Genomic DNA, 17,782 nt, shown 5'->3' on the forward strand with positions numbered 1-17,782 from the left:
AATATGGTTTGAAAATAATTTCAGCCATATGCGAATATTGTCCGGTAAAAGTTAAAGGTAAAGGTTTGGGCAGGGAACTTTTACTATGAATACCCTTGGCGAGCGGATTAAATTCTTGCGTGGCGAAACGTCACAGGCGGCTTTTGCCGCCTCGTTGGGCATCCCCCAAATGACCTTGAGCAACTATGAAACCGGCAAAAGTGAACCAAAATTAGTTTTAATAAAAGCGCTGTGTGAACGCTTTCGGTTAAACACAGATTGGTTGCTTTTCGGACGGGAGCCAATGACTATAGATGGAAACTCCCCCGGCCTACCAGATGAAACGATATCCCCTCAGTGCGATGTTGAGCTAAAACTCATCCCGCTAGTCGAAGCTCGCATATCCGCAGGCCAAGGGAGTCTTGAAGTGGGGGCGACGAGTGAACGTAGTTATGCCTTTCGCATGGATTTTTTGCTGCGTAAGGGCAATCCTAATGCTATGGTGCTGATGCGTGTCGCTGGTGATAGTATGCAACCGGAGATAATGGACAATGACGTTGTGCTCATTGACCAAAGTAAAAAAGATATCATCCCCGGCAAAATATTTGCTGTGGGCTTTGAGGAAGCTATTTATTTGAAAAGGATAGATATGATTCCGGGCAAGGTGATTCTAAAAAGCGTCAATGAAGAGCGTTACCCGCCAATTTCTCTCGATGCACAAGGGGATATGGCCGAACAGTTCCGCGTCATTGGTAAGGTCATCTGGAGCGGGAGAGAATACCGCTAGAAGCCGAATATATTAGTGTCAATTCAAACGCAAAAAACGCGCGAAAAGCAGCAAAGAAGCTGATATTTTCGCGCGTTTTTGTTTTTGCTCTGCATCCGCCACAAACCTACGGCCCAAGCGAGCGCGCCGGGAAATTGCCCCTCATTTCGGTAGTGCCATTTCTATCGCTACCCTAGTCCAGCGTGCCCCGGCCGGAGGCTTTTGGTTCGCCGCGTTCACCCCGGCTCCAGAGCCGCCAATATACGTTTCGCGCGGCCCACCATATTTCCCGGTCGGCGAGGCCCACGTCGGCAAAGCCATGCATGGGACGCGGGCGGCGGTTCAGACAGATTTCCTGTCCGGCCAGGGGGCGGAAAAGGGGGGCTTCCCAGGTCCAGGCCACAAGGCCCGGCAGAACAGCGGTGGTGGAACTTCCGGCGGGATGGACCCGCTCCAGCAACAGGCGCAGGCGTTGATCCGGCAGGTCCTGTACGTCCCGCACCCGGCCGCAGAACCGCGCCGGGGCTTTGTCCGCATCCGCCGCCAGCCGGGCGGGAGACGCGTCGGCTGACGGGTCCGGCGGCGCAAGCTGCCAGCGGGCCACGGCCAGACCGCCCAGAACCAGAGTCGCGGCCAGGGTCAGCCGGGCACCGCGCCAAAGGCGTTTGTCCGCCAGGGCCAGCAGCAGGGCGCAACACAGGGCGGGCAAGAGCCAAACCGCCGCCGCCACGCCCGCGATCCAGAAGCCGAGATAGACTTGCCAGAGCAGTGGCGCTTGCAGGGGCGGGTGGCGCATGGCGCTCCTCGGCCTTTCGCGGGTGGATTACGTTTTGTTGAAACAGCGGGCGTTGAGGGCTGAGCCTAGGCCAGTTCGCGGGCCAGATCCCGTTCTTCCGCACGCCGTTTGAGCGTATCACGGTGGTCGTGCAACTTCTTGCCCCGGCCCAGGGCGATTTCCAGCTTGACCTTGCCGCGTTTGAGATAGACGCGCACCGGCACCACGGTCAGGCCCTTCTGGGCCACCAGGCCCGCCAGCTTGGCGATCTCACGGGCGTGCAGCAGCAGGCGGCGCGGCCGGTCCGGCTCCTGCGGGGCGTAGCCGGCGTTGGCGTAGGGGGCCACATGCAAAGAGAGCAGCCATGCTTCGCCGCGTTTGAATTCAACATAGCTGTCGATGAAGTTTACCTTACCGGCGCGGATGCTTTTGACTTCCGGGCCGGTCAGAGCGATGCCGGCCTCCAGAAACTCGGAAAGTTCGTAGAGATGACGGGCCTTTTTGTTGACGGCAATGGTGGAAGGCGGTGTTTTCTGGCTCATGGCTGACTGTGGCTCGAAAGGCTTGTGGTGTGGAAGGCCAGCTCCGGTCCCAGAGACTGGTGGAGCTTTTCACGCACCATACGCTTGGAGGCCATGACGTCGGTGCTCATCAGAACGCTGTGGGCCAGCTCCACGCAGGTTTCGGCATTGAGCTGGCGGATCATATGTTTCATACCCGGCACAAAACGCGGCGCTGCGGACACCGCATCCACGCCCATGCCCAGCAACAGGGCCAGGCCGCAGGGGTCCGAGGCCAGTTCACCGCAGACCGAAACGCCGATGCCCTCGCGGTGGGCCGCGTCTATGACCCGCTTGAGCGAGCGCACTACCGCCGGGTGCAGGGGCTCGTGCAGATAGCTCACATGGCGGTTGTTGCGGTCAATGGCCATCAGGTAGTGGATCAGATCGTTGGTGCCGATGCTGAAAAAATCGCATTCCCGGGCCAGGGCGTCGCAGACCAGCACCGCCGCCGGGGTTTCCACCATGATGCCCAGGGGCAGGTCCGGCGCGTGGGCCAGGTTCTGGGCCTGCAATTCCTGGCGCAGTTCCTGCAAAATGCGGCGCACGCCCTGCACTTCGGCCAGGCCGGAAATCATGGGCAGCAGCAAAGCCACGTTGCCTGTCACCCCGGCCCGCAGCAGGGCCCGCAGCTGGGTGCGGAAAATGCCCTGATGCCGCAGGCAGAAGCGGATGCCCCGCAGGCCCAGCGCCGGATTGGGTTCCTTGAGGGCCGCCTGGGAACGCAGCATCTTGTCCGCGCCCGCGTCCAGCGTGCGGAAGACCACCCGGCTCGGCGCGGCTTTGGCCGTCACGGCGGCGTATTCCTTGAACAACTCCTCTTCCGTGGGCAGATCGCCCCTGAGATAGGCGAATTCCGTGCGGTACAGGCCCACGCCGTCGGCTCCGCACTCGGCCAGGGAATCCAACTCTTCCGGACTTTCCAGATTGGCCTGCACGTCCACGCGCACGCCGTCGCACATCTCGGCGGGCCAGTGGGCCGTGAGCCGGGTATGGCTTTCCCAGGCCGTGTATTCGTCACGGCGGGCCGTGTAGAGGGCCAGATCCCCCTCGTCGGGACCAAAGAGCACGCAGCCGCCCAGGCCGTCCACAATAATCCTGTCGTCCTCATGCGCCGTGTCCAGCAGGCCGGTCACGCCGACCAGGGCCGGAATGTGCAGGCCGCGCGACAGGATGGCCGTGTGTGAGGTGGGCCCCCCCTCGGCGGTCAGAATGCCCAGCACGCCGTTCAGATCAAGTTCCATGACGTCGGCGGGCGAGAGATCCTCCGCAGCCAGCAGGCTGGGGCCGTTGCCGCCGCGCCGGGGCTTCGCGCCGGCCAGACATTCGCGCAGGCGCAGACCCACGGCCCGGATGTCCTGGGCGCGGTCGCGCAGATAGGGATCGTCCATGCCCCGGAACAGGGTGCAGAGTTCTTCCACCGTATGGTCCAGTGCCCAGGAGGCGCAGATCTGCTTGTGCTCGATGCGCGCCAGAGCGGCGTCCAGCAGCTTGGGGTCGCGGGCCAGTTCCATCTGGGCCGCGATGACGTCCCGGTATTCGGCCAGCTCCTCGGGCACGCCGCGCATGGTCGTTTCCAGAGCGGCGCGCACGCTGGCCGCGGCACTGCGCAGGGCTTCCTGCTCTGTTGCGATTTCGTCCGGGCCGATGCGGCGCTTGTCGCTCGGGCGCGTGTCGTGCATGAAACGGATGGAGCCGATGGCTATGCCCGGGGAAACCGGGGTGCCGAATAAAACCGCGCGGGCCATGTCATTCCTGCAGGGTGGTTAAAAAACGGGCCAGGCCGTGAAGCGCTTCACGGGCGTCGTCGCCTTTGGCCAGGAGGATCAGTTCCGCATTGGCCGGCGGCGCCAGGGAAAGGATGTCCAGCATGCTTTTGGCGTCAACCTCGCCCGTTTCGCCGATGAGCTGGATGTCGGCCGCGTAACGCTGGGCTTCCTGGGCCAGGCGGGCGGCGGGCCGGGCGTGCAGGCCGCCGCGCAGATTGAGCGTGAGCCGCAGGGCGAGCCCGCGCGGGGTTTCTTCGATGACGTCTTCCATGCGTATACCTTGGAGCGGGGGTGTTCTGAAATCGGGGATAATTTCAAAACATACGCTGCCCGCAATCTGCGGCGGATATGCGCTCCCGCCTTGCTTTGCGTCAGTTTTCGCTGCCGCCGGAGCTTTTCAACAATTTACAGCGGGTGACACTTGAAATGCTCCTGTCTCCCGTCGTTTCGACGAAAAGGGGCGCAAGCCCGTTTTCTTTCGGGCGGGATCATCTTACATGCTGATGAGCCCCTCGTCCATGAGAATGAGCGCGCCCAGAACGAGCGCCCAGAGCAGGATGCGCGGCAGGCGCATTCGCCCTACCAGCCAGGCCGCGCCCAGTATGGCGGCCGTGCCCGATCCGTAATGCAGCCAGGGAAAGGGGGCCTTGTGGGGGAGTGGGAGTTGCCAGACCACCAGGGCCACCACGACCGCGTTGAGCATTTTGAGACGGTCCACCCAGTTGATGAGGTTCAGGCGCTTGAGCCGCGCCAGTACGGACATGCCGTGGCGCAGTCCGGCGAAAAAGGCCAGAATCCGGAAGAGCAGCAACAACGCCAGAAACAGCGCTGCCAGGGCGGCAGTAAGCCCGATCTGCCCGGCCAGCAGCAGGCAGACGCTGACCAGCGCCCAGAGCGGCAGCAGGGTGCCGCTGAAAAAAGAATCCCCCAGGGCGGAGAGGGTGGTCGCCAGGGTTTCGCGCACCACGCCCACGGCGCCTTCCGGCAGGGAACCACGGGCGATCTGCTCTTCCAGGGCAAGCACGATGCCCACATAAAGCGGGACCATGAAGACGTGGGTATTGCTGTGCCCGCCGTAACGGGCAAAGGCGCGGGCCCTGGCCGAGCTTTCCGGATAGAGCCGGTTGAAGGCCGGAGCCAGCACAAAGGCAAGGCCGATCTGCTGCATGCCTCTGGCGGTGACGGCCGCGTTGATGCAGCAGGTACGCGCAAGGCAATTGAGGACAACACGTCGGGGAAGCATGGCATCCCTCAGCTTCAATGTTGGTCTGCTTCAGGGCCTTTTACCATTGAAATCGTCGCCGCCATGCGCAAGGCTTTTCATCGCCTGACGGATTTTTCAGTGCTTCCCCGGAGCAATTTCACTGTGAAATTGCTCTGGCGGACGGGATCAGGGCGTACAATTCCTTGCCGTTCCAGCCGCGCACGGCGCTCTGAACCCGGCGGGCCACGTCACGGGCCTTGCCGCCACGCGCCAGTTCCGCGCGCAGCAGGCTTTCCACTTCCTCGCGCGGCGTGCGTTCCGTCACTTCGGGCGGGCCGATGATAACCGTGATCTCGCCCAGCAGTTCGTCGGGCAGATCCATACTATTTTCCAGGCGATTGAGTATAAATTCCTCATGAGTTTTGGTCAATTCACGGCAGACGGCCAGATCTCGCGGGCCCAGGATGCGGGCCGCCGTAGCCAGGCTTTCCTTGAGGCGGTCCTTGCGCTCGAAAAAGATCAACGAGCCGGGCACCTGGGCGTAGGCCGTGAGCAGGGCTTCGCGCCCGGCCGTATCGCGGGGCAGAAAACCCAGAAAAGTGTGGGGCAGGGGCGCGATACCGGCCGCGGACAGGGCGGCGGCCGGGGCGGAGGGCCCCGGCACCGGGGAAACCGGCAGACCTTCCTTGCGGCAGGCCCGCACCAGGCGGTAGCCGGGGTCGGCCAGCAGGGGGGTGCCCGCGTCGGAAATCAGGGCCAGATCGCGGCCTTCGCGCAGCAGGCGCAGCACTTCTTCCTGGCGCTCGGCCTCGTTGTGGTCGTAAAAACTCAGGAAGCGGCGGCCCTGAATGCCGCAGAGACGGCAGAGCTGGGCCGCCCGGCGGGTATCCTCGGCCAGGATCAGGTCCGCGTTTTCCAGAATTTCGCGGGCCCTGGGCGACAGGTCACCAGGGTTGCCAAGAGGCGTGGCTACTATCCAGAGACGGGGTGAAGTCAAAGGCATGGCGGTAATGCTCCGCGCTGAAGGTGTCGCCGTGGCGCAACAGGCAGACCACGTCAAAGCGGCAGGGTGCTTGCCAGGCGTCGTGCGCCGCCAGCCAGGCCTGCGCCGCGCGCGTGAGGACACGCTGTTTGGCCGGGGTCACGGCCGCTGCCGGGCCGCCGCGCTCGTCCGACCGCCGGGTTTTGACCTCCACAAAGACCAGAACGCCGCTTTCGCGGCAGACCATATCCAGCTCCAGGCGGCCCTGCCGCCAGTTGCGGTCCAGCAGCTCAAAGCCCGCGCGCCGCAAAAGCGCGGCCGCAACCTTTTCGCCGTCCCGTCCCAGGCGGATGTGGTCCGGCGCGTCCTTGCCCGGCGCGGGAGGCGTTTGCGGGCCGGTTTGCCGGGAAAAAAGCCATTTCAGCACAAGCTGCCCTGCAGCGGAGCGGCGGCCTGGGGCAACACCCCCCGGAACGTCAGGCGGTGCTGCGGGCAGGGGCCCAGACGGCGCAAGGCCGCATAGTGGGCTTTTGTGCCGTAGCCCTTGTGCTCCTCCAGGCCGTAGCCGGGCCAGCGGCGGCCCAGATGCAGCATGAGCCGGTCACGAAAGGTTTTAGCCAGGATGGAGGCGGCGGAAATGACGTCTTCGCTCTTGTCCCCGCCCACAACGGCTTGCTGAAGCGGCGGCGGGGCAGTGTGCCCGGTGCGCCAGAACAGAGTCAGCACCGCGTCGGGCAGAACCTTGTTGCCGTCGATGAGCAGGCGGCCGGGCGTAAGGCGAAGCACGCCCACGGCCCGGCTCATGGCCTCGAAGGTGGCCTGCAGAATATTGATGCGCTCGATGCGCCGGGGCCAGACCACGCCCAGCCCCCAGGCCAGAGCGCATTCCCTGATGCGCGGGGCCAGGATGTCGCGCGCTTTGGCGCTCAACGCCTTGGAATCCGTAAGGCCGGGCAGCTCGTAAACAGCGGGAAGGATGACGGCGGCGGCCACCACCGGCCCGGCCAGACAACCGCGTCCGGCTTCGTCGATACCGGCCACGGGTTCGGACCGGCGGCCGAAAGCAATGTCTTCCGGGCCAAACAGGCCGGCCTGCGCGGCGTGTCCTTTCACGGCTGCCTCAATTTCGATGGTTGCGGTAGGGGCCACAGACAAAAAACCACGCTTTAGCCGACAGAATGGACGAAAAATCCATTCTGTCGGCTAAAGCGAGCATTTACGCTGTTGCCATCAGCCCGTGCACCGGCACCGGGCTGATGCGACGCCGCCGACGGCAAAAAGGCGCGAATTCCGATCAGAAGCGGCCGCGCGGCTTGATACGGGCCGCCTTGCCCTTGAGGGCGCGCAGGTAGTAGAGGCGGCTGCGGCGCACGCGGCCCTGGCTGACCAGTTCCACATGGTCGATGAAGGGCGAGTTGATCGGGAAGATGCGTTCCACGCCCACGCCGTCGGAAACCTTGCGCACCGTGAAGCTGGCGTTGGTGGTGCCGCGCTTGATGCGGATCACGTTGCCCTGGAAGATCTGGATGCGCTCTTTTTCGCCTTCCACAATGCGCAGGTGCACTTTGACCGTGTCGCCGGAGCGGAACGCGGGCATATCCATGCGCATGTTTTCCTGTTCGATTTTCCTGATGATGTCCATCGTGAACTCCTTGCAAACCCGCGGGCGGATTGTTGCGTCGTTGCGAAGCGGCCCGCTGTGTGCGGCCCGTGGTTTCAGCAGTAGTCGCCTAAAATTCTGTCGGCCAGGATGGCGGCCGCGCTGCGCACCGAAAGATGATTGTAACCCAAAAAACGCAGAGGCCTCAATTGGCCGTCGCAGCGTTCCAGCACTTCCGGGGCCAGCCCCTGGGCTGTCCCCAGGCAGAGCAGCACCGGCCCTTCCCGGCACCAGTCGCGTACCCGGCCGGGCGTCAGCGGCGCGGGCGCGCGCTTATGCGCGGGCCAGACGGCGGAACTGGCCACCAGCCTGGGAGGCGCGCCGGCATGCTCGCGCAATTGCGCCACAGCCGCGTCCAGTGAGACCGCCGGGCGCACCAGCTCCAGGGCTCGCGCCCTGTCCGGATTGCCCCGGCCGCCGGGACCTCGGGTCCAGTGCCGCAAAATATCCTCAAGCACCCGCAATTGATCCTCCAGCGGCGTGACCGCATAGAAGGGCCCCATGGCATAGCTGCGGGAAATTCGGGCTATATCGTGAATGTCCAGGTTTGTCAAAGAGGAAGCGCCGGAATTTTTTTCTCCGAGCAGGACCGGATAGTGCATGAGGCAGAAGGAAAGGTTGCGGCCGGGCCTCTCGCGCGGCTGGTCGGCCAGGACTCGGGCGTCCTCGCGGTCCAGGGGGGCGTCGTCCAGCATATCCGGGCGCGCCGCCAGGGTGGCGGCCAGAGAGGCCGCGCGCCGCCAGGCCGCGATGCGGGCGTGGTCCCCGCTGAGCAGCACCTCCGGCACGGGCAGGCCTTCCAGCGTCTCGGGCCGGGTATAATGCGGATATTCCAGCAGGCCGTGGGAAAAACTCTCTTCCTCGCCGGACTCTTCCTTGCCCATGAAACCCGGCATCAGCCGGGCCACGGATTCGACGACGGCCAGGGCCGCCGTTTCCCCGCCGTTGAGCACGGCTTCGCCCACACTCACCGGTTCCAGGGGAAAAAGTTCCAGCAGGCGTGCGTCCAGGCCTTCATAGCGGCCGCAGACCAGGGTAAGATCCTCTTCCAGGGCCAGTTCGCGCGCCAGGGCCTGGTTGAACGGGCGGCCGCCCGGCGTCATGAGCAGCATCCGGCCGGGGCGTTCGATGGAACGCAGGGCCCGGGCCACGGGCTCGCCCTGCATGACCATGCCCGGCCCGCCGCCGTAGGGCCTGTCGTCCACATGGCGGTGCTTGTCCGTGCTGAAGGCGCGCGGGTCGTGAAAGCTGAACGTCACCACGCCGGTTTCGCGGGCGCGACCCATGAGGGCGGTACTCAGAGGCGAATCAAAAAATTCGGGAAAGAGCGAAACCAGATGAAAGCGCGGCATGGCCGGCAGAGTGCCGCAAAAGGACGCGGCTGGCAAGACGCGCTGGCCGGATCGGGATATTTCGATAGATTCTGTGATGGCACGATTACACAAATTGTATGATTTACGTTATTATACGTGGGAATCTGTATTTTTAGTAAAAAATTATTTTATATAATAACATGATCCGATAATTCGAGTAAGCTGACAAATGCTATTCTTCATATCATATAATTAAACACCTGAGTGTGGGCTAAAAGAAATCTATTCATCTGTATAATTACGAATAGGATGGGGAAAATGTTGACCGATAAGAATGCCTGGATCCATGAGCTGCTCTATATTTCCTATAAGGATTTGCCCTTGCCGGATGTCTTAAAAATTATTTTTGAGTTCCTATCTGTTCATATGCCTATTACCTATTTGGGAATTTATAAGTTTTTTTCAGGCACAATGACAAGAATCGCGATATATTCACCATATGAAAACCTCTTGCTCTCACCTGAGGTCTTCCGAATTCCGGATGAATTTGTGACAGCGGTCCGGCAGGATAACGACAATTCCGGGACATGGGCAGGCTGCCGGGTTACCCACACGGAGGGAGATTCCCCCCATGAAAAAATAACCAAGATGCTCCACCCGTCGGGCGGCACGGGTATCTATATGCCGCTCGATTACTGGGTTAATTATCATCAGTCGCGATTCATCAGCCTGCACTGTAGCGGCGCATGCGAATATACGCAGGAGCAGGTGGATCTTTGCGAAGAGATCAGAAAGCCGGTGGGCGCCGCGTTGCGGGACATCTTTGACCGGGAATCGGGAACACGCTCCCGCACGCCCGGCGTCTTCCCCAGGCGGGATGAAAGCCAGGGACAGACGCAGGCCTTTCACAGCCTGGACGAACATATCGCGCAGTACATCCGTCACGTCATCCAGCATACCAACGGGCGCATCAGCGGCAAAAACGGCGCGGCGTCCATCCTGGGCCTGCCGCCCACCACGCTGTGGTCCAAAATGCGCAAACTCAAGATCAACAGCGGCCATTTATGATCCGTCCGGCGACCAGCCAGCGCAGACTGACCGCCGGTGTCGCGTACACGCCGTTTCGTGCCAGGCAGAGCCAGTGGCCTGGGCAGGCCAGAACCCGCCAGCGCAGATGTTGTCCGTGGAAACGCAGCGGGCCCGCGCGCCCTCCGTCCCGGCCGCTGCAAATCAGGGCCGGGTCATGGCTGAGCCCCAGCCCCAGCGCCTTGAGCATGGCTTCTTTGATGGCCCAGCGTCGCAACGCGTCGCGGGCCGTTTTTTTTGTCTCACGGCCCGTAAAGGCCCGCGACGCCGGGGGCGGGCTGTCCAGCGCCTCGGCGTCCAGCCCCAGGCCCGGATGCAGGGCGGGCGCATCCAGCCGGGCATCCGGCTCACAGGGGCCGCCCGGCATGCGCTCCAGAGCGCAGAAGGCGGCCCGGCCGCTGTGGCTGAAGCTCACACCCCAGCCGGGGAGCAGCGGGCGGCCTGCCATATCCCTTTCCAGACACAAATCCGGATGTAACGCGCCCAGGCTTTGAAGGCCGCGCAGCAGCAGCAGGCGCGCCAGCAGGCGGGAGACCCGCGCGGCCAGCGCCGGGCCGTCCGGGGCAAAGCGTTGGATATGGGCCATCTGTTCCGGCGCGAGCCAAGGGACCAGCGCCGTTTCCCAACGCAGGCACAGGTCGCGCAGCCCGGCAGGGGGCACGTCGGGCAAGGCAGCGCCCAGAATCAGGACCACGGCCTTAGAGGGGGTCGTCATGAGTGCCTTTTCGGTTATCTCTGCATTGAAATTCTCCTTTTATTCCGGTCGAGTACCAGGGCTCTGCCGCCCTCATCCGCAGGCAGTTTGGCTGCAACGGCTGAGGCAAGAGCATACTCCCTTCATAAAAGGCACTTTCCCGTTGATATAACACGAAAATCCATCTCATGACGACATCCACCAGGCACTGCTTGCCCGCTATTTTCCCCATGCGGGCAGCCAGTGCGCCAGCCAGGCGGGCGCGCCTTCCTTCCAGAGCCAGAAGGCCAGACCCGCGGCCAGCAGAACCAGAACGGTCAGGCCCGCCGCCAGCAGCCGACCCAGATACTTTTTGCGTAGCAATTGCGCGTGCAGGCTGTAGGGATCGTCCAGAGAGCGGTGCGCGCCGGGCGGCAGCTGGCCCACGGCCGTGAGGGCCGCGCCCATGACGATGTTGATGGGCGCGCCGTTGTTGACGGCCCAGCCCGAGGCGTCCAGCAGGGGGCCCAGGCTGCGGCGGCGCAGCTTGAACCAGGCCAGGAGCATGGACGGCCCGGAAATGCAGGCAAAAAGGATCAGCAGGGCCACGGGCCACCACCAGCCCAGGGAAAAGACGGAATTGGCGATGTAGGCGAAGGCCGCGCTGACCACGCTGATGCCCACGCTGAAGGCCGCGAAGATGCCCGCCCCCTTGGCGAAGTCAAAGCTCGCCTTGGGCGGCGTGCCGGAGGCCGCGGCCGAGGCGTCGGCCTTGATGTCCTTGTCCAGGACGGTGACAGCCTTGCTGGAGGCCTTGTTCAGGGCGTCGTCCTTGGCGGCCACCAGTTTCTGCAACTGGTCGGCCACCAGGTTGCCGAAACGTATGTACGGGGCCCACATGGCCTCGCGCAGGCTGATGGGATTGCGCACCAGGCGGAGCACGCTGGTGTCCCAGTCCCGGCCCGCGTTGTCCACGAACACGCCGTGGCGGCCCTCAATAAGGGCGTCGGTGCCGCCCGCCGTCAGGGCCGCGGCGATGACGGCGGTCTTTTCCTCGCCGTTGTTGTTCGTGCGGCGGCATCGGCTGTAGACCAGGCAGAGATGGCTTTGCGAGGCCAGGCGCACGTGGGTGTCCAGGTCCGTCACCGGCACGCAGAGAAAGCAGGCCCGGCTGTCCAGATAGAGCGTGCCCGCCAGAAAGATGGCCCGCCGCTCCGGATCGTAAAAATCCGCAAAGGACACGAAATTCATCAGCAGGGTATAGAGATGGATGTGCAGGAGGGTCAGTTTTTCCAGGTCGCGCACCGCGGCCATGCGCGGCGCGGCCAGATCCCGCCGCACATACTCGGCAAAGGACTGCTCCACCTTGCCGTCGAGCAGGGCGTCCAGCTCGGCGGCGGAGAGTTTGTCCAGGGCCTCTTCCGGAGCCGTGGGCAAAAAGGCGCGTTGCAGGGGATCGTCCTCCCCGGCCAGGGCCAGAGGCGGCAGGCCGGGAAAATCCACGCGTTTGGCGTCGTCCGGCGGGCGCTCATAGCCGGGCTTCTGGGCCAGCAATTCGGCATAGGGCGCGAAGCGCTCCTGAATGGCGCGCCAGTTCTTTTCGCTCAGGCTTTCGGCCGGGGCGTCCGAGGCGGATGTTCCGGTGGAATCGGCCGCATCCGACGTCGGAGCCGGGCAGCCGCCCTTGCCTTCAACGGGCGCGGTGGGGTGGATCAGCGGGGCCAGCAGTTGGCGGAAGGCGCTCAGATCGTCATCCCAGGCCGGATTGACGCCGTGCGCCAGGGGCAGGGGCTGATCCGGAGCCACCCGTGCCAGCGGCAGGCGGGCCAGGGCTTCCAGTGAAAACAGGGCTTGGCCGCCCTCGTCCGAAGGCGTGAGTTCGTCATCTTCGTTGAGGGCCGCCAGGGCCTGCGGGGCAAAGGCCGCCATGCGGCAGCGATTGAAATAGTCGTCGATCTTGGGACCCAGGCGCTGCAACAGGGTCCAGGCGGCGGAGGTCTCATGGCCCAGGGGCAGGGCTGCCTGATGCACGCTTTGCCGCCAGTCGCGGGCCGCGCGCAGCCGGTCCAGAAAAACTCCGGCCAGTTCGGAATTCAGGCCGGGACGGCCCGAATCGTCGCGTTTGCCGCCCACTATCGAGAGACCCAGGCGGATGAAGCGGGCGGTCCGCTCATCCCCTTTGTCCACGGAAAGCGGCGGCACGACCCCGTCGCCGTTGAAAGCATAGTCCGCGACGGCGGCCAGGGCCGCTCCGGCCAGCTCCGGAGAAATTTCCCCGGTCTCGGCCCGGCCGCCCTTTTCCTGTACCAGGCGGGCAGCGGCCAGCAGCTCCGCGCCCTGGGGCGTGTCGTCGCGCAGATTGTCCAGGGGCAGGCCGGTGCTGGGTTGTGTGAGCCGGGCCGGATGTTTGACCCGCTCGCAGACCCAGGCCACGGCCTCCAGAATGTCCGCCGAGCGGATGCGGCCGTCATGGTCCGTATCCAGCAGGGCCAGGGTGCGGGCGTCGAATTCCAGGCCGCTCGTGGGGCAGCTCAGGGCCATCCAGAGTTTGGGGTCCAGTTGATCCAGTTGCCGCCATTCCTCATCCGTGCTCAGAAGCACCTGATCCAGGCCGCCCATGCGGCGGAAGGAAAAGATGGGGCCGGTGGAGGCGGCGGAAGTGTCAGTCGTGTTCATGTGCGCTCCATATATAAAAAGGGCGTCCGCAACGCCCCTTCCTGTTTCCGTATCGTTTCCGTAAAGCCGCGCGAGGAACGGTTCGGCGTGCCCGGCCGCGCAAGGCGGCCGCCGGAGGTCCCGTTTGCGGCTCTTGAAGATAAATGGTGGCAGGAAAAAGAAAGGGAGTCAACAAACGTGCCCCTGCCCCGCTGTCCGCGCCCGCGGCCCATGTTGACTTCCGATTGAGTTATGGTACCCCCTATAGAGCATTTCAGTTTGAAACGCCGCGCGCTTCACGCATGATCCGCGTACGTGCGTTGAAATTGTGTTTTTACCGCCGCCACAGGATATCGCCTCAACCGGATCTCCTCCCATCTTGAGCCGTTTCCGGCTTCCGCTTCCCCCTGTGGCGGACACGCAATCCGCCATAATTCCCGTGATACGGAGTCTCTATGAAAAATCGCAATGTTTTTTTTGCCCTTGCCCTGGCAATATTGCTGCTCGTGTTCGGTGTCTGGCTGCTGACCTTTTTCCGTTCCACGCTGGTGACCAAACGGCTGGCCGCGGAAGACGTGGGAACCTCGAAACAGAGCTTTGCCGCGCCGTCGGGCCAGCCGTTTTTCAATCCGCCGCGCCCTGAGGACGCGCCGGAAAGCATCCGGGCGGAAGTGATGCTCGGCTACAAGATCATGACTGAAACGAAAAAGTACGCCGGGGAATACGTCAACAATGATTTGTCCTGTTCCAGCTGCCACTTTGACGGCGGCAGAAGTCTGAACACCATTTCGCTGGTGGGTGTGGGCGCCACGTATCCGCGCTTCCGCAGCCGCCAGGACTATACCGTGGATCTGGCCATGCGCGTGCAGGACTGTTTTCAGCGCAGCATGAACGGCGTGGCACCGGCCCTTGACAGCCAGGTCATGCAGTCTCTTCTGGTCTATATGCAGTGGATATCCAAGGATATTCCCATTTATGCCAAGCTGCCCTGGGCTCTGCCGAGCGATCTGGGCAATCCCCACAAGCCCGACGCGGCCAACGGCGACAAGGTCTATGCCGACGTCTGCGCCCGCTGCCACGGCGACAACGGCCAGGGCACGCCCATCGCGCCGCCGCTCTGGGGCGACGGCTCTTACAACGCCGGGGCGGGCATGCACCGCGTCAGCACGTTCTCCGTCTTCGCCTGGCGCTTCATGCCCAAAAACGCGCCGTCCCTGACCCAGGAGCAGGCCCTTGACGTGGCCGCCTTCGTCAACGGGAAACCCCGGCCCAAATTCGTGTCCACCGGTCCCGACAAGATCAAGCGGGTCATCCCTCTGCCGGAGGGAAAGTGAGCCATGATCTTTCCCATCCTGCATATTCCCGGCCTCGGCGACGGCATGACCATCGCTCTTGACGCCGTCCTGCATGTGTTCATCAGCCACGGCCTGGCTATCGGCCTGGCGAGCATGCTTGTCCTGTTCCAGACATTGACCTGGCTGGGCAAGGGCGCGTTCTGGGCGCAGATCAGCCGCAGCCTGCTCGGCCCGGTCGTGGTCATCACCACCTCCATCGGCGCTGTCACCGGCGTGGGCATCTGGTTCATCACCGGTGCCCTGGCCCCGGAGGGCATCGGCTCGCTGATTCACCTCTTTTTCTGGCCCTGGTTCATTGAATGGGGCGCGTTCACCACGGAAGTGGTGCTTCTGCTGATCTACTACTATCTCTGGGACCGGCTGGCCCAGGACAAGCCGGGCGTTCTGGCGGCTCTGGGCTGGGGCTACGTGGCCGTGGCCGTGAGTTCGGCCTTTCTGATTTCGGGCATTCTCGGCTTTATGCTCACGCCCGACGGCTGGCCCTGGGGACAGACCTTCCGCGAGGCCTATTTCAACCCCACCTTTATCCCGCAATTCCTGCTGCGCGTGGCCGGCGGCCTGAGCCTGGGCTCGCTGTGTCTGCTGGGCTGGACGGCCTGGCGCTACAAAGGCCCCCGTGAGGACCGCAACCGGGCCCTGCGCCTGACGGGCGCGGTCTTTCTCGGCGCGGCCCTGGTCACGGCCGTGTGCGCCTTTGTCTATTTTTCCAGGGTGCCGCAGACCTATCTCACCCACTGGAAGTTCGCGGTGGCCACCTCCTATTTGTCCCAGTTGCCGTATTTGCTGCCCGCGTTCAACGGTCTGGCCGCGCTCTGCATTCTGGCCACGGCCCTGGCCGCGCTGTTCCGGCAGCGCCGCTTGTGCGGGCTGCTCTGCATCCCCACCGTTATTCTCTGCGTGGGCCTGGTGATGGAGTTCGAGCGCATCCGTGAATTCGTGCGCGGTCCCTATCTGCTGCCGGGCTATATGTACGCCAACCAGATTCCCATGGCTGAAAATCTGGCCCTGGACGACAAGCATGAAGGCCTGTTGCCCCGCATGCACTGGATCAACAACGACGCCGGTCTGTCCCCGGAAAACAGGGCCGGTCGGGCGCTGTTCGCGGCCAACTGCGGCGTCTGCCATACCGAGGACGGCATCAACGGCATCCGTGAGCGCCTTGCCGGGCGTACGCTGGAAGGCATCAACGCCATCACCGGCATCACCCAGAATCTGGCGCCGTTCATGACGCCGTTCACCGGCTCCGAGCAGGAACGTCTACTTCTGGCCAACTACCTGTACTCATTGGCCAACCAAGATTCGCGCCTTCACGGGCAGAGCCCCAAGGAGAAGTAGACATGACCCAATGGAACGATCTTTTTCTCAGAATGCCCCTGCCGGAATCATGGCAGAACGGGCTGCTTTTCGTCAGTTTCGGCGTGCATCTGTTGTTCGTGCTGCTCATGCTCGGCACGGCGTTGCTCGGCCTGTTGTTTTTCCTGCAAAAATGTCTGACCGGAGAGGGCGGCGCGCAGCTCTGGAACAAGCAGATCGTGCACACCCACCTGGGCCTCAAGAGTCTGGCCGTGGTGCTGGGCGTGGCCCCCTTGCTCATCGTCCAGGTACGCTATTCCCACGCCTTTTTTACGGCCACGGGCCTGTTTTCCTATGCCTGGCTGGCCATAATTCCGCTGCTGATCGTCGCTTTCCTGCTGATCGACGCCTTCGGGCACAAGATTGAGGTCAATACCTGGCTGGCGTTCATCTGCGGCGTTCTGGGCGTGGGCGCGCTGCTCACGGTACCGGCCGTTTTCACCGGAGCCCTGGCGCTGATGGAGCGGCAGGCCCTCTGGCCCGCCTTCGCGGCCGAGGGATTCAGCCCGGACGGCGCGTTCGCGGCGCACTGGCTGTTGCGCTATCTGCACATCCTGGGGGCGGCGCTGGTTTTCGGCGCGGCCTTTCACCTTTTCTTTTCCACCAGAAAACACCCGGAAAAAGCGCCTCGCCTGCGCAACTGGCTGTTCGGCGCCACCCTGGCCCAGGTGGTCATCGGCCTCCCCCTGGTTTTCTCCGTGGCCGCGGATCTGAACTGGTCCATCCTCTGGGCCGTGACCGTGGGGGCGGCGGCCGCCATGCTGGCGCTCTGGGCCCTGCGGCCCGCCGCCGCGCCGTCGACGGCCGTGGGGCCGCGCAGTCTGCTGGTTCTTCTGCCGGTGATCTTTGTCGCCATGCTGGTGGCCCGGCAGTTTCTGCAAGACCGGGTTCTGGCGCCGGGCCATGCCCAGGCCGTGGCGGTGCGCGAGGCGCGCTCCAAAGCCTTGGCTCCCTTCCGGCAGCAGGCTCTGGCGGCCTTTACGGTCAAGCTGGAGACGGTCTATGACAACGGCGAAACCATCTATGACGGCGCTTGCCAGCCCTGCCACGGCACGGCCGGACACGGGGACGGCCCCGTTGCCGGCCGCCTGCTGGTACCGGCCGCGGATCTCGCCGCCATCCGGGCGGACCGGGAGTATATCTACGGCATTCTGAAAGACGGGACGCCCGGCTCGGCCATGCCCTATTTCCGGCTGTACGACAAGGAAAAGCTGGACAAGGTGCTGGACACGCTTTCCACGCGTTTTTCCATGTTCGCGGCCGCGCCGAAACCCGCGCATGAGCCTGACCTGGAGGCCCAGACGGTCTGGGAGGAAACCTGCTCCGTATGCCACGGCACGGACGGCGCGCCCACTCCCTTCGGCCGCACGTTACGGCCTGAGCCGCCGGACCTGCGCCGCTTCTCCCTGACGCCCGAACGGGCGTTGACCATCATTACGGAGGGCTATCCGGGAACCGTCATGCAGCCTTATCGGGCCCTGCCCGAAGAGGTGCGCCGGGATCTCGTCGCCATCAGTAATTCATTCCGTATCGTTCCCGACAGTAAATAGAAAAACGCCATAGAGACGCTCGAATCGCGCCCCTTGCTCCGGCCGCACGCCGGACAGGGGGCGCGTTGCGTTACGCGTGCCGGAATGCCCGGCACGTTGCGG

At 63.6% G+C, this 17,782-nt stretch carries 17 protein-coding genes; 5 read left to right on the forward strand and 12 right to left on the reverse strand.

Annotated elements, in window-relative coordinates; translation table 11 throughout:
- Positions 1-85 precede the first annotated feature (85 nt).
- The gene (locus HMPREF1022_RS04530) at positions 86-766 is read left to right on the forward strand and encodes an XRE family transcriptional regulator (RefSeq protein ID WP_035060614.1); all 681 of its coding nucleotides are present in this window, start codon (positions 86-88) and stop codon (positions 764-766) included.
- Positions 767-938: 172 nt separating this feature from the next.
- On the opposite strand, the gene HMPREF1022_RS04535 is transcribed toward HMPREF1022_RS04530, so the two are convergent.
- From HMPREF1022_RS04535 to trmD, 10 genes are all read right to left on the reverse strand, one after another.
- Positions 939-1,541, reverse strand: coding sequence for a DUF4131 domain-containing protein (locus tag HMPREF1022_RS04535; RefSeq protein WP_009302089.1), 603 nt, complete (start codon positions 1,539-1,541; stop codon positions 939-941).
- A 65-nt stretch (positions 1,542-1,606) separates the two neighbouring features.
- Positions 1,607-2,062 (reverse strand): SsrA-binding protein SmpB, encoded by a 456-nt coding sequence (smpB, locus tag HMPREF1022_RS04540; RefSeq protein WP_009302090.1) that lies wholly within the window; start codon positions 2,060-2,062, stop codon positions 1,607-1,609.
- The gene (gene ptsP, locus HMPREF1022_RS04545) at positions 2,059-3,828 is read right to left on the reverse strand and encodes a phosphoenolpyruvate--protein phosphotransferase (protein ID WP_009302091.1); all 1,770 of its coding nucleotides are present in this window, start codon (positions 3,826-3,828) and stop codon (positions 2,059-2,061) included. Before ptsP ends, smpB begins: the two co-directional genes overlap by 4 nt.
- Position 3,829: 1 nt before the next feature.
- Positions 3,830-4,120 (reverse strand): HPr family phosphocarrier protein, encoded by a 291-nt coding sequence (locus HMPREF1022_RS04550; RefSeq protein ID WP_008685685.1) that lies wholly within the window; start codon positions 4,118-4,120, stop codon positions 3,830-3,832.
- Positions 4,121-4,342: 222 nt separating this feature from the next.
- Positions 4,343-5,092, reverse strand: coding sequence for a PTS system mannose/fructose/sorbose family transporter subunit IID (locus tag HMPREF1022_RS04555; RefSeq protein WP_009302092.1), 750 nt, complete (start codon positions 5,090-5,092; stop codon positions 4,343-4,345).
- A gap of 118 nt (positions 5,093-5,210) precedes the next feature.
- On the reverse strand, positions 5,211-6,056 hold the full coding sequence (gene rsmI / locus HMPREF1022_RS04560; RefSeq protein WP_008685682.1) for a 16S rRNA (cytidine(1402)-2'-O)-methyltransferase: 846 nt from the start codon (positions 6,054-6,056) through the stop codon (positions 5,211-5,213).
- Positions 5,998-6,462: a YraN family protein gene (locus HMPREF1022_RS04565; RefSeq protein WP_009302093.1), complete on the reverse strand. Its 465-nt coding sequence runs from the start codon at positions 6,460-6,462 to the stop codon at positions 5,998-6,000. Before HMPREF1022_RS04565 ends, rsmI begins: the two co-directional genes overlap by 59 nt.
- The gene (locus HMPREF1022_RS04570; RefSeq protein ID WP_198005332.1) at positions 6,456-7,121 is read right to left on the reverse strand and encodes a ribonuclease HII; all 666 of its coding nucleotides are present in this window, start codon (positions 7,119-7,121) and stop codon (positions 6,456-6,458) included. The genes HMPREF1022_RS04565 and HMPREF1022_RS04570 overlap by 7 nt, the downstream gene beginning before the upstream one ends.
- A 208-nt stretch (positions 7,122-7,329) precedes the next feature.
- The gene (gene rplS, locus HMPREF1022_RS04575) at positions 7,330-7,677 is read right to left on the reverse strand and encodes a 50S ribosomal protein L19 (protein ID WP_008685677.1); all 348 of its coding nucleotides are present in this window, start codon (positions 7,675-7,677) and stop codon (positions 7,330-7,332) included.
- A 74-nt stretch (positions 7,678-7,751) separates the two neighbouring features.
- Positions 7,752-9,047 (reverse strand): tRNA (guanosine(37)-N1)-methyltransferase TrmD, encoded by a 1,296-nt coding sequence (gene trmD, locus HMPREF1022_RS04580; protein ID WP_009302095.1) that lies wholly within the window; start codon positions 9,045-9,047, stop codon positions 7,752-7,754.
- A gap of 279 nt (positions 9,048-9,326) precedes the next feature.
- Between trmD and HMPREF1022_RS04585 the strand changes: the two genes are divergently transcribed.
- Positions 9,327-10,076 (forward strand): helix-turn-helix domain-containing protein, encoded by a 750-nt coding sequence (locus tag HMPREF1022_RS04585; RefSeq protein ID WP_009302096.1) that lies wholly within the window; start codon positions 9,327-9,329, stop codon positions 10,074-10,076.
- Here HMPREF1022_RS04585 and HMPREF1022_RS04590 read toward each other — a convergent pair.
- Entirely contained in the window at positions 10,057-10,809 is a 753-nt protein-coding gene (locus HMPREF1022_RS04590; protein ID WP_009302097.1) for a 4'-phosphopantetheinyl transferase superfamily protein, read from the reverse strand. The genes HMPREF1022_RS04585 and HMPREF1022_RS04590 overlap by 20 nt on opposite strands.
- 198 nt (positions 10,810-11,007) lie before the next feature.
- Positions 11,008-13,443, reverse strand: coding sequence for an ABC transporter permease (locus tag HMPREF1022_RS04595; RefSeq protein WP_009302098.1), 2,436 nt, complete (start codon positions 13,441-13,443; stop codon positions 11,008-11,010).
- Positions 13,444-13,877: 434 nt separating this feature from the next.
- Here HMPREF1022_RS04595 and HMPREF1022_RS04605 point away from each other — a divergent pair, with 434 nt between their 5' ends.
- The 3 genes from HMPREF1022_RS04605 to HMPREF1022_RS04615 are packed head-to-tail and all read left to right on the forward strand — an operon-like array spanning position 13,878 to position 17,680.
- Positions 13,878-14,756, forward strand: a complete 879-nt coding sequence (locus HMPREF1022_RS04605; protein WP_008685667.1) for a c-type cytochrome — start codon at positions 13,878-13,880, stop codon at positions 14,754-14,756.
- 3 nt (positions 14,757-14,759) lie between these two features.
- Positions 14,760-16,112, forward strand: coding sequence for a cytochrome ubiquinol oxidase subunit I (locus tag HMPREF1022_RS04610; protein WP_008685666.1), 1,353 nt, complete (start codon positions 14,760-14,762; stop codon positions 16,110-16,112).
- A gap of 2 nt (positions 16,113-16,114) precedes the next feature.
- The gene (locus HMPREF1022_RS04615; RefSeq protein ID WP_009302099.1) at positions 16,115-17,680 is read left to right on the forward strand and encodes a c-type cytochrome; all 1,566 of its coding nucleotides are present in this window, start codon (positions 16,115-16,117) and stop codon (positions 17,678-17,680) included.
- The last annotated feature ends 102 nt before the right edge of the window (positions 17,681-17,782 follow it).

Origin of the sequence: Desulfovibrio sp. 6_1_46AFAA (assembly GCF_000224635.1) — a bacterium.
Lineage (GTDB): Bacteria > Desulfobacterota > Desulfovibrionia > Desulfovibrionales > Desulfovibrionaceae > Desulfovibrio > Desulfovibrio fairfieldensis.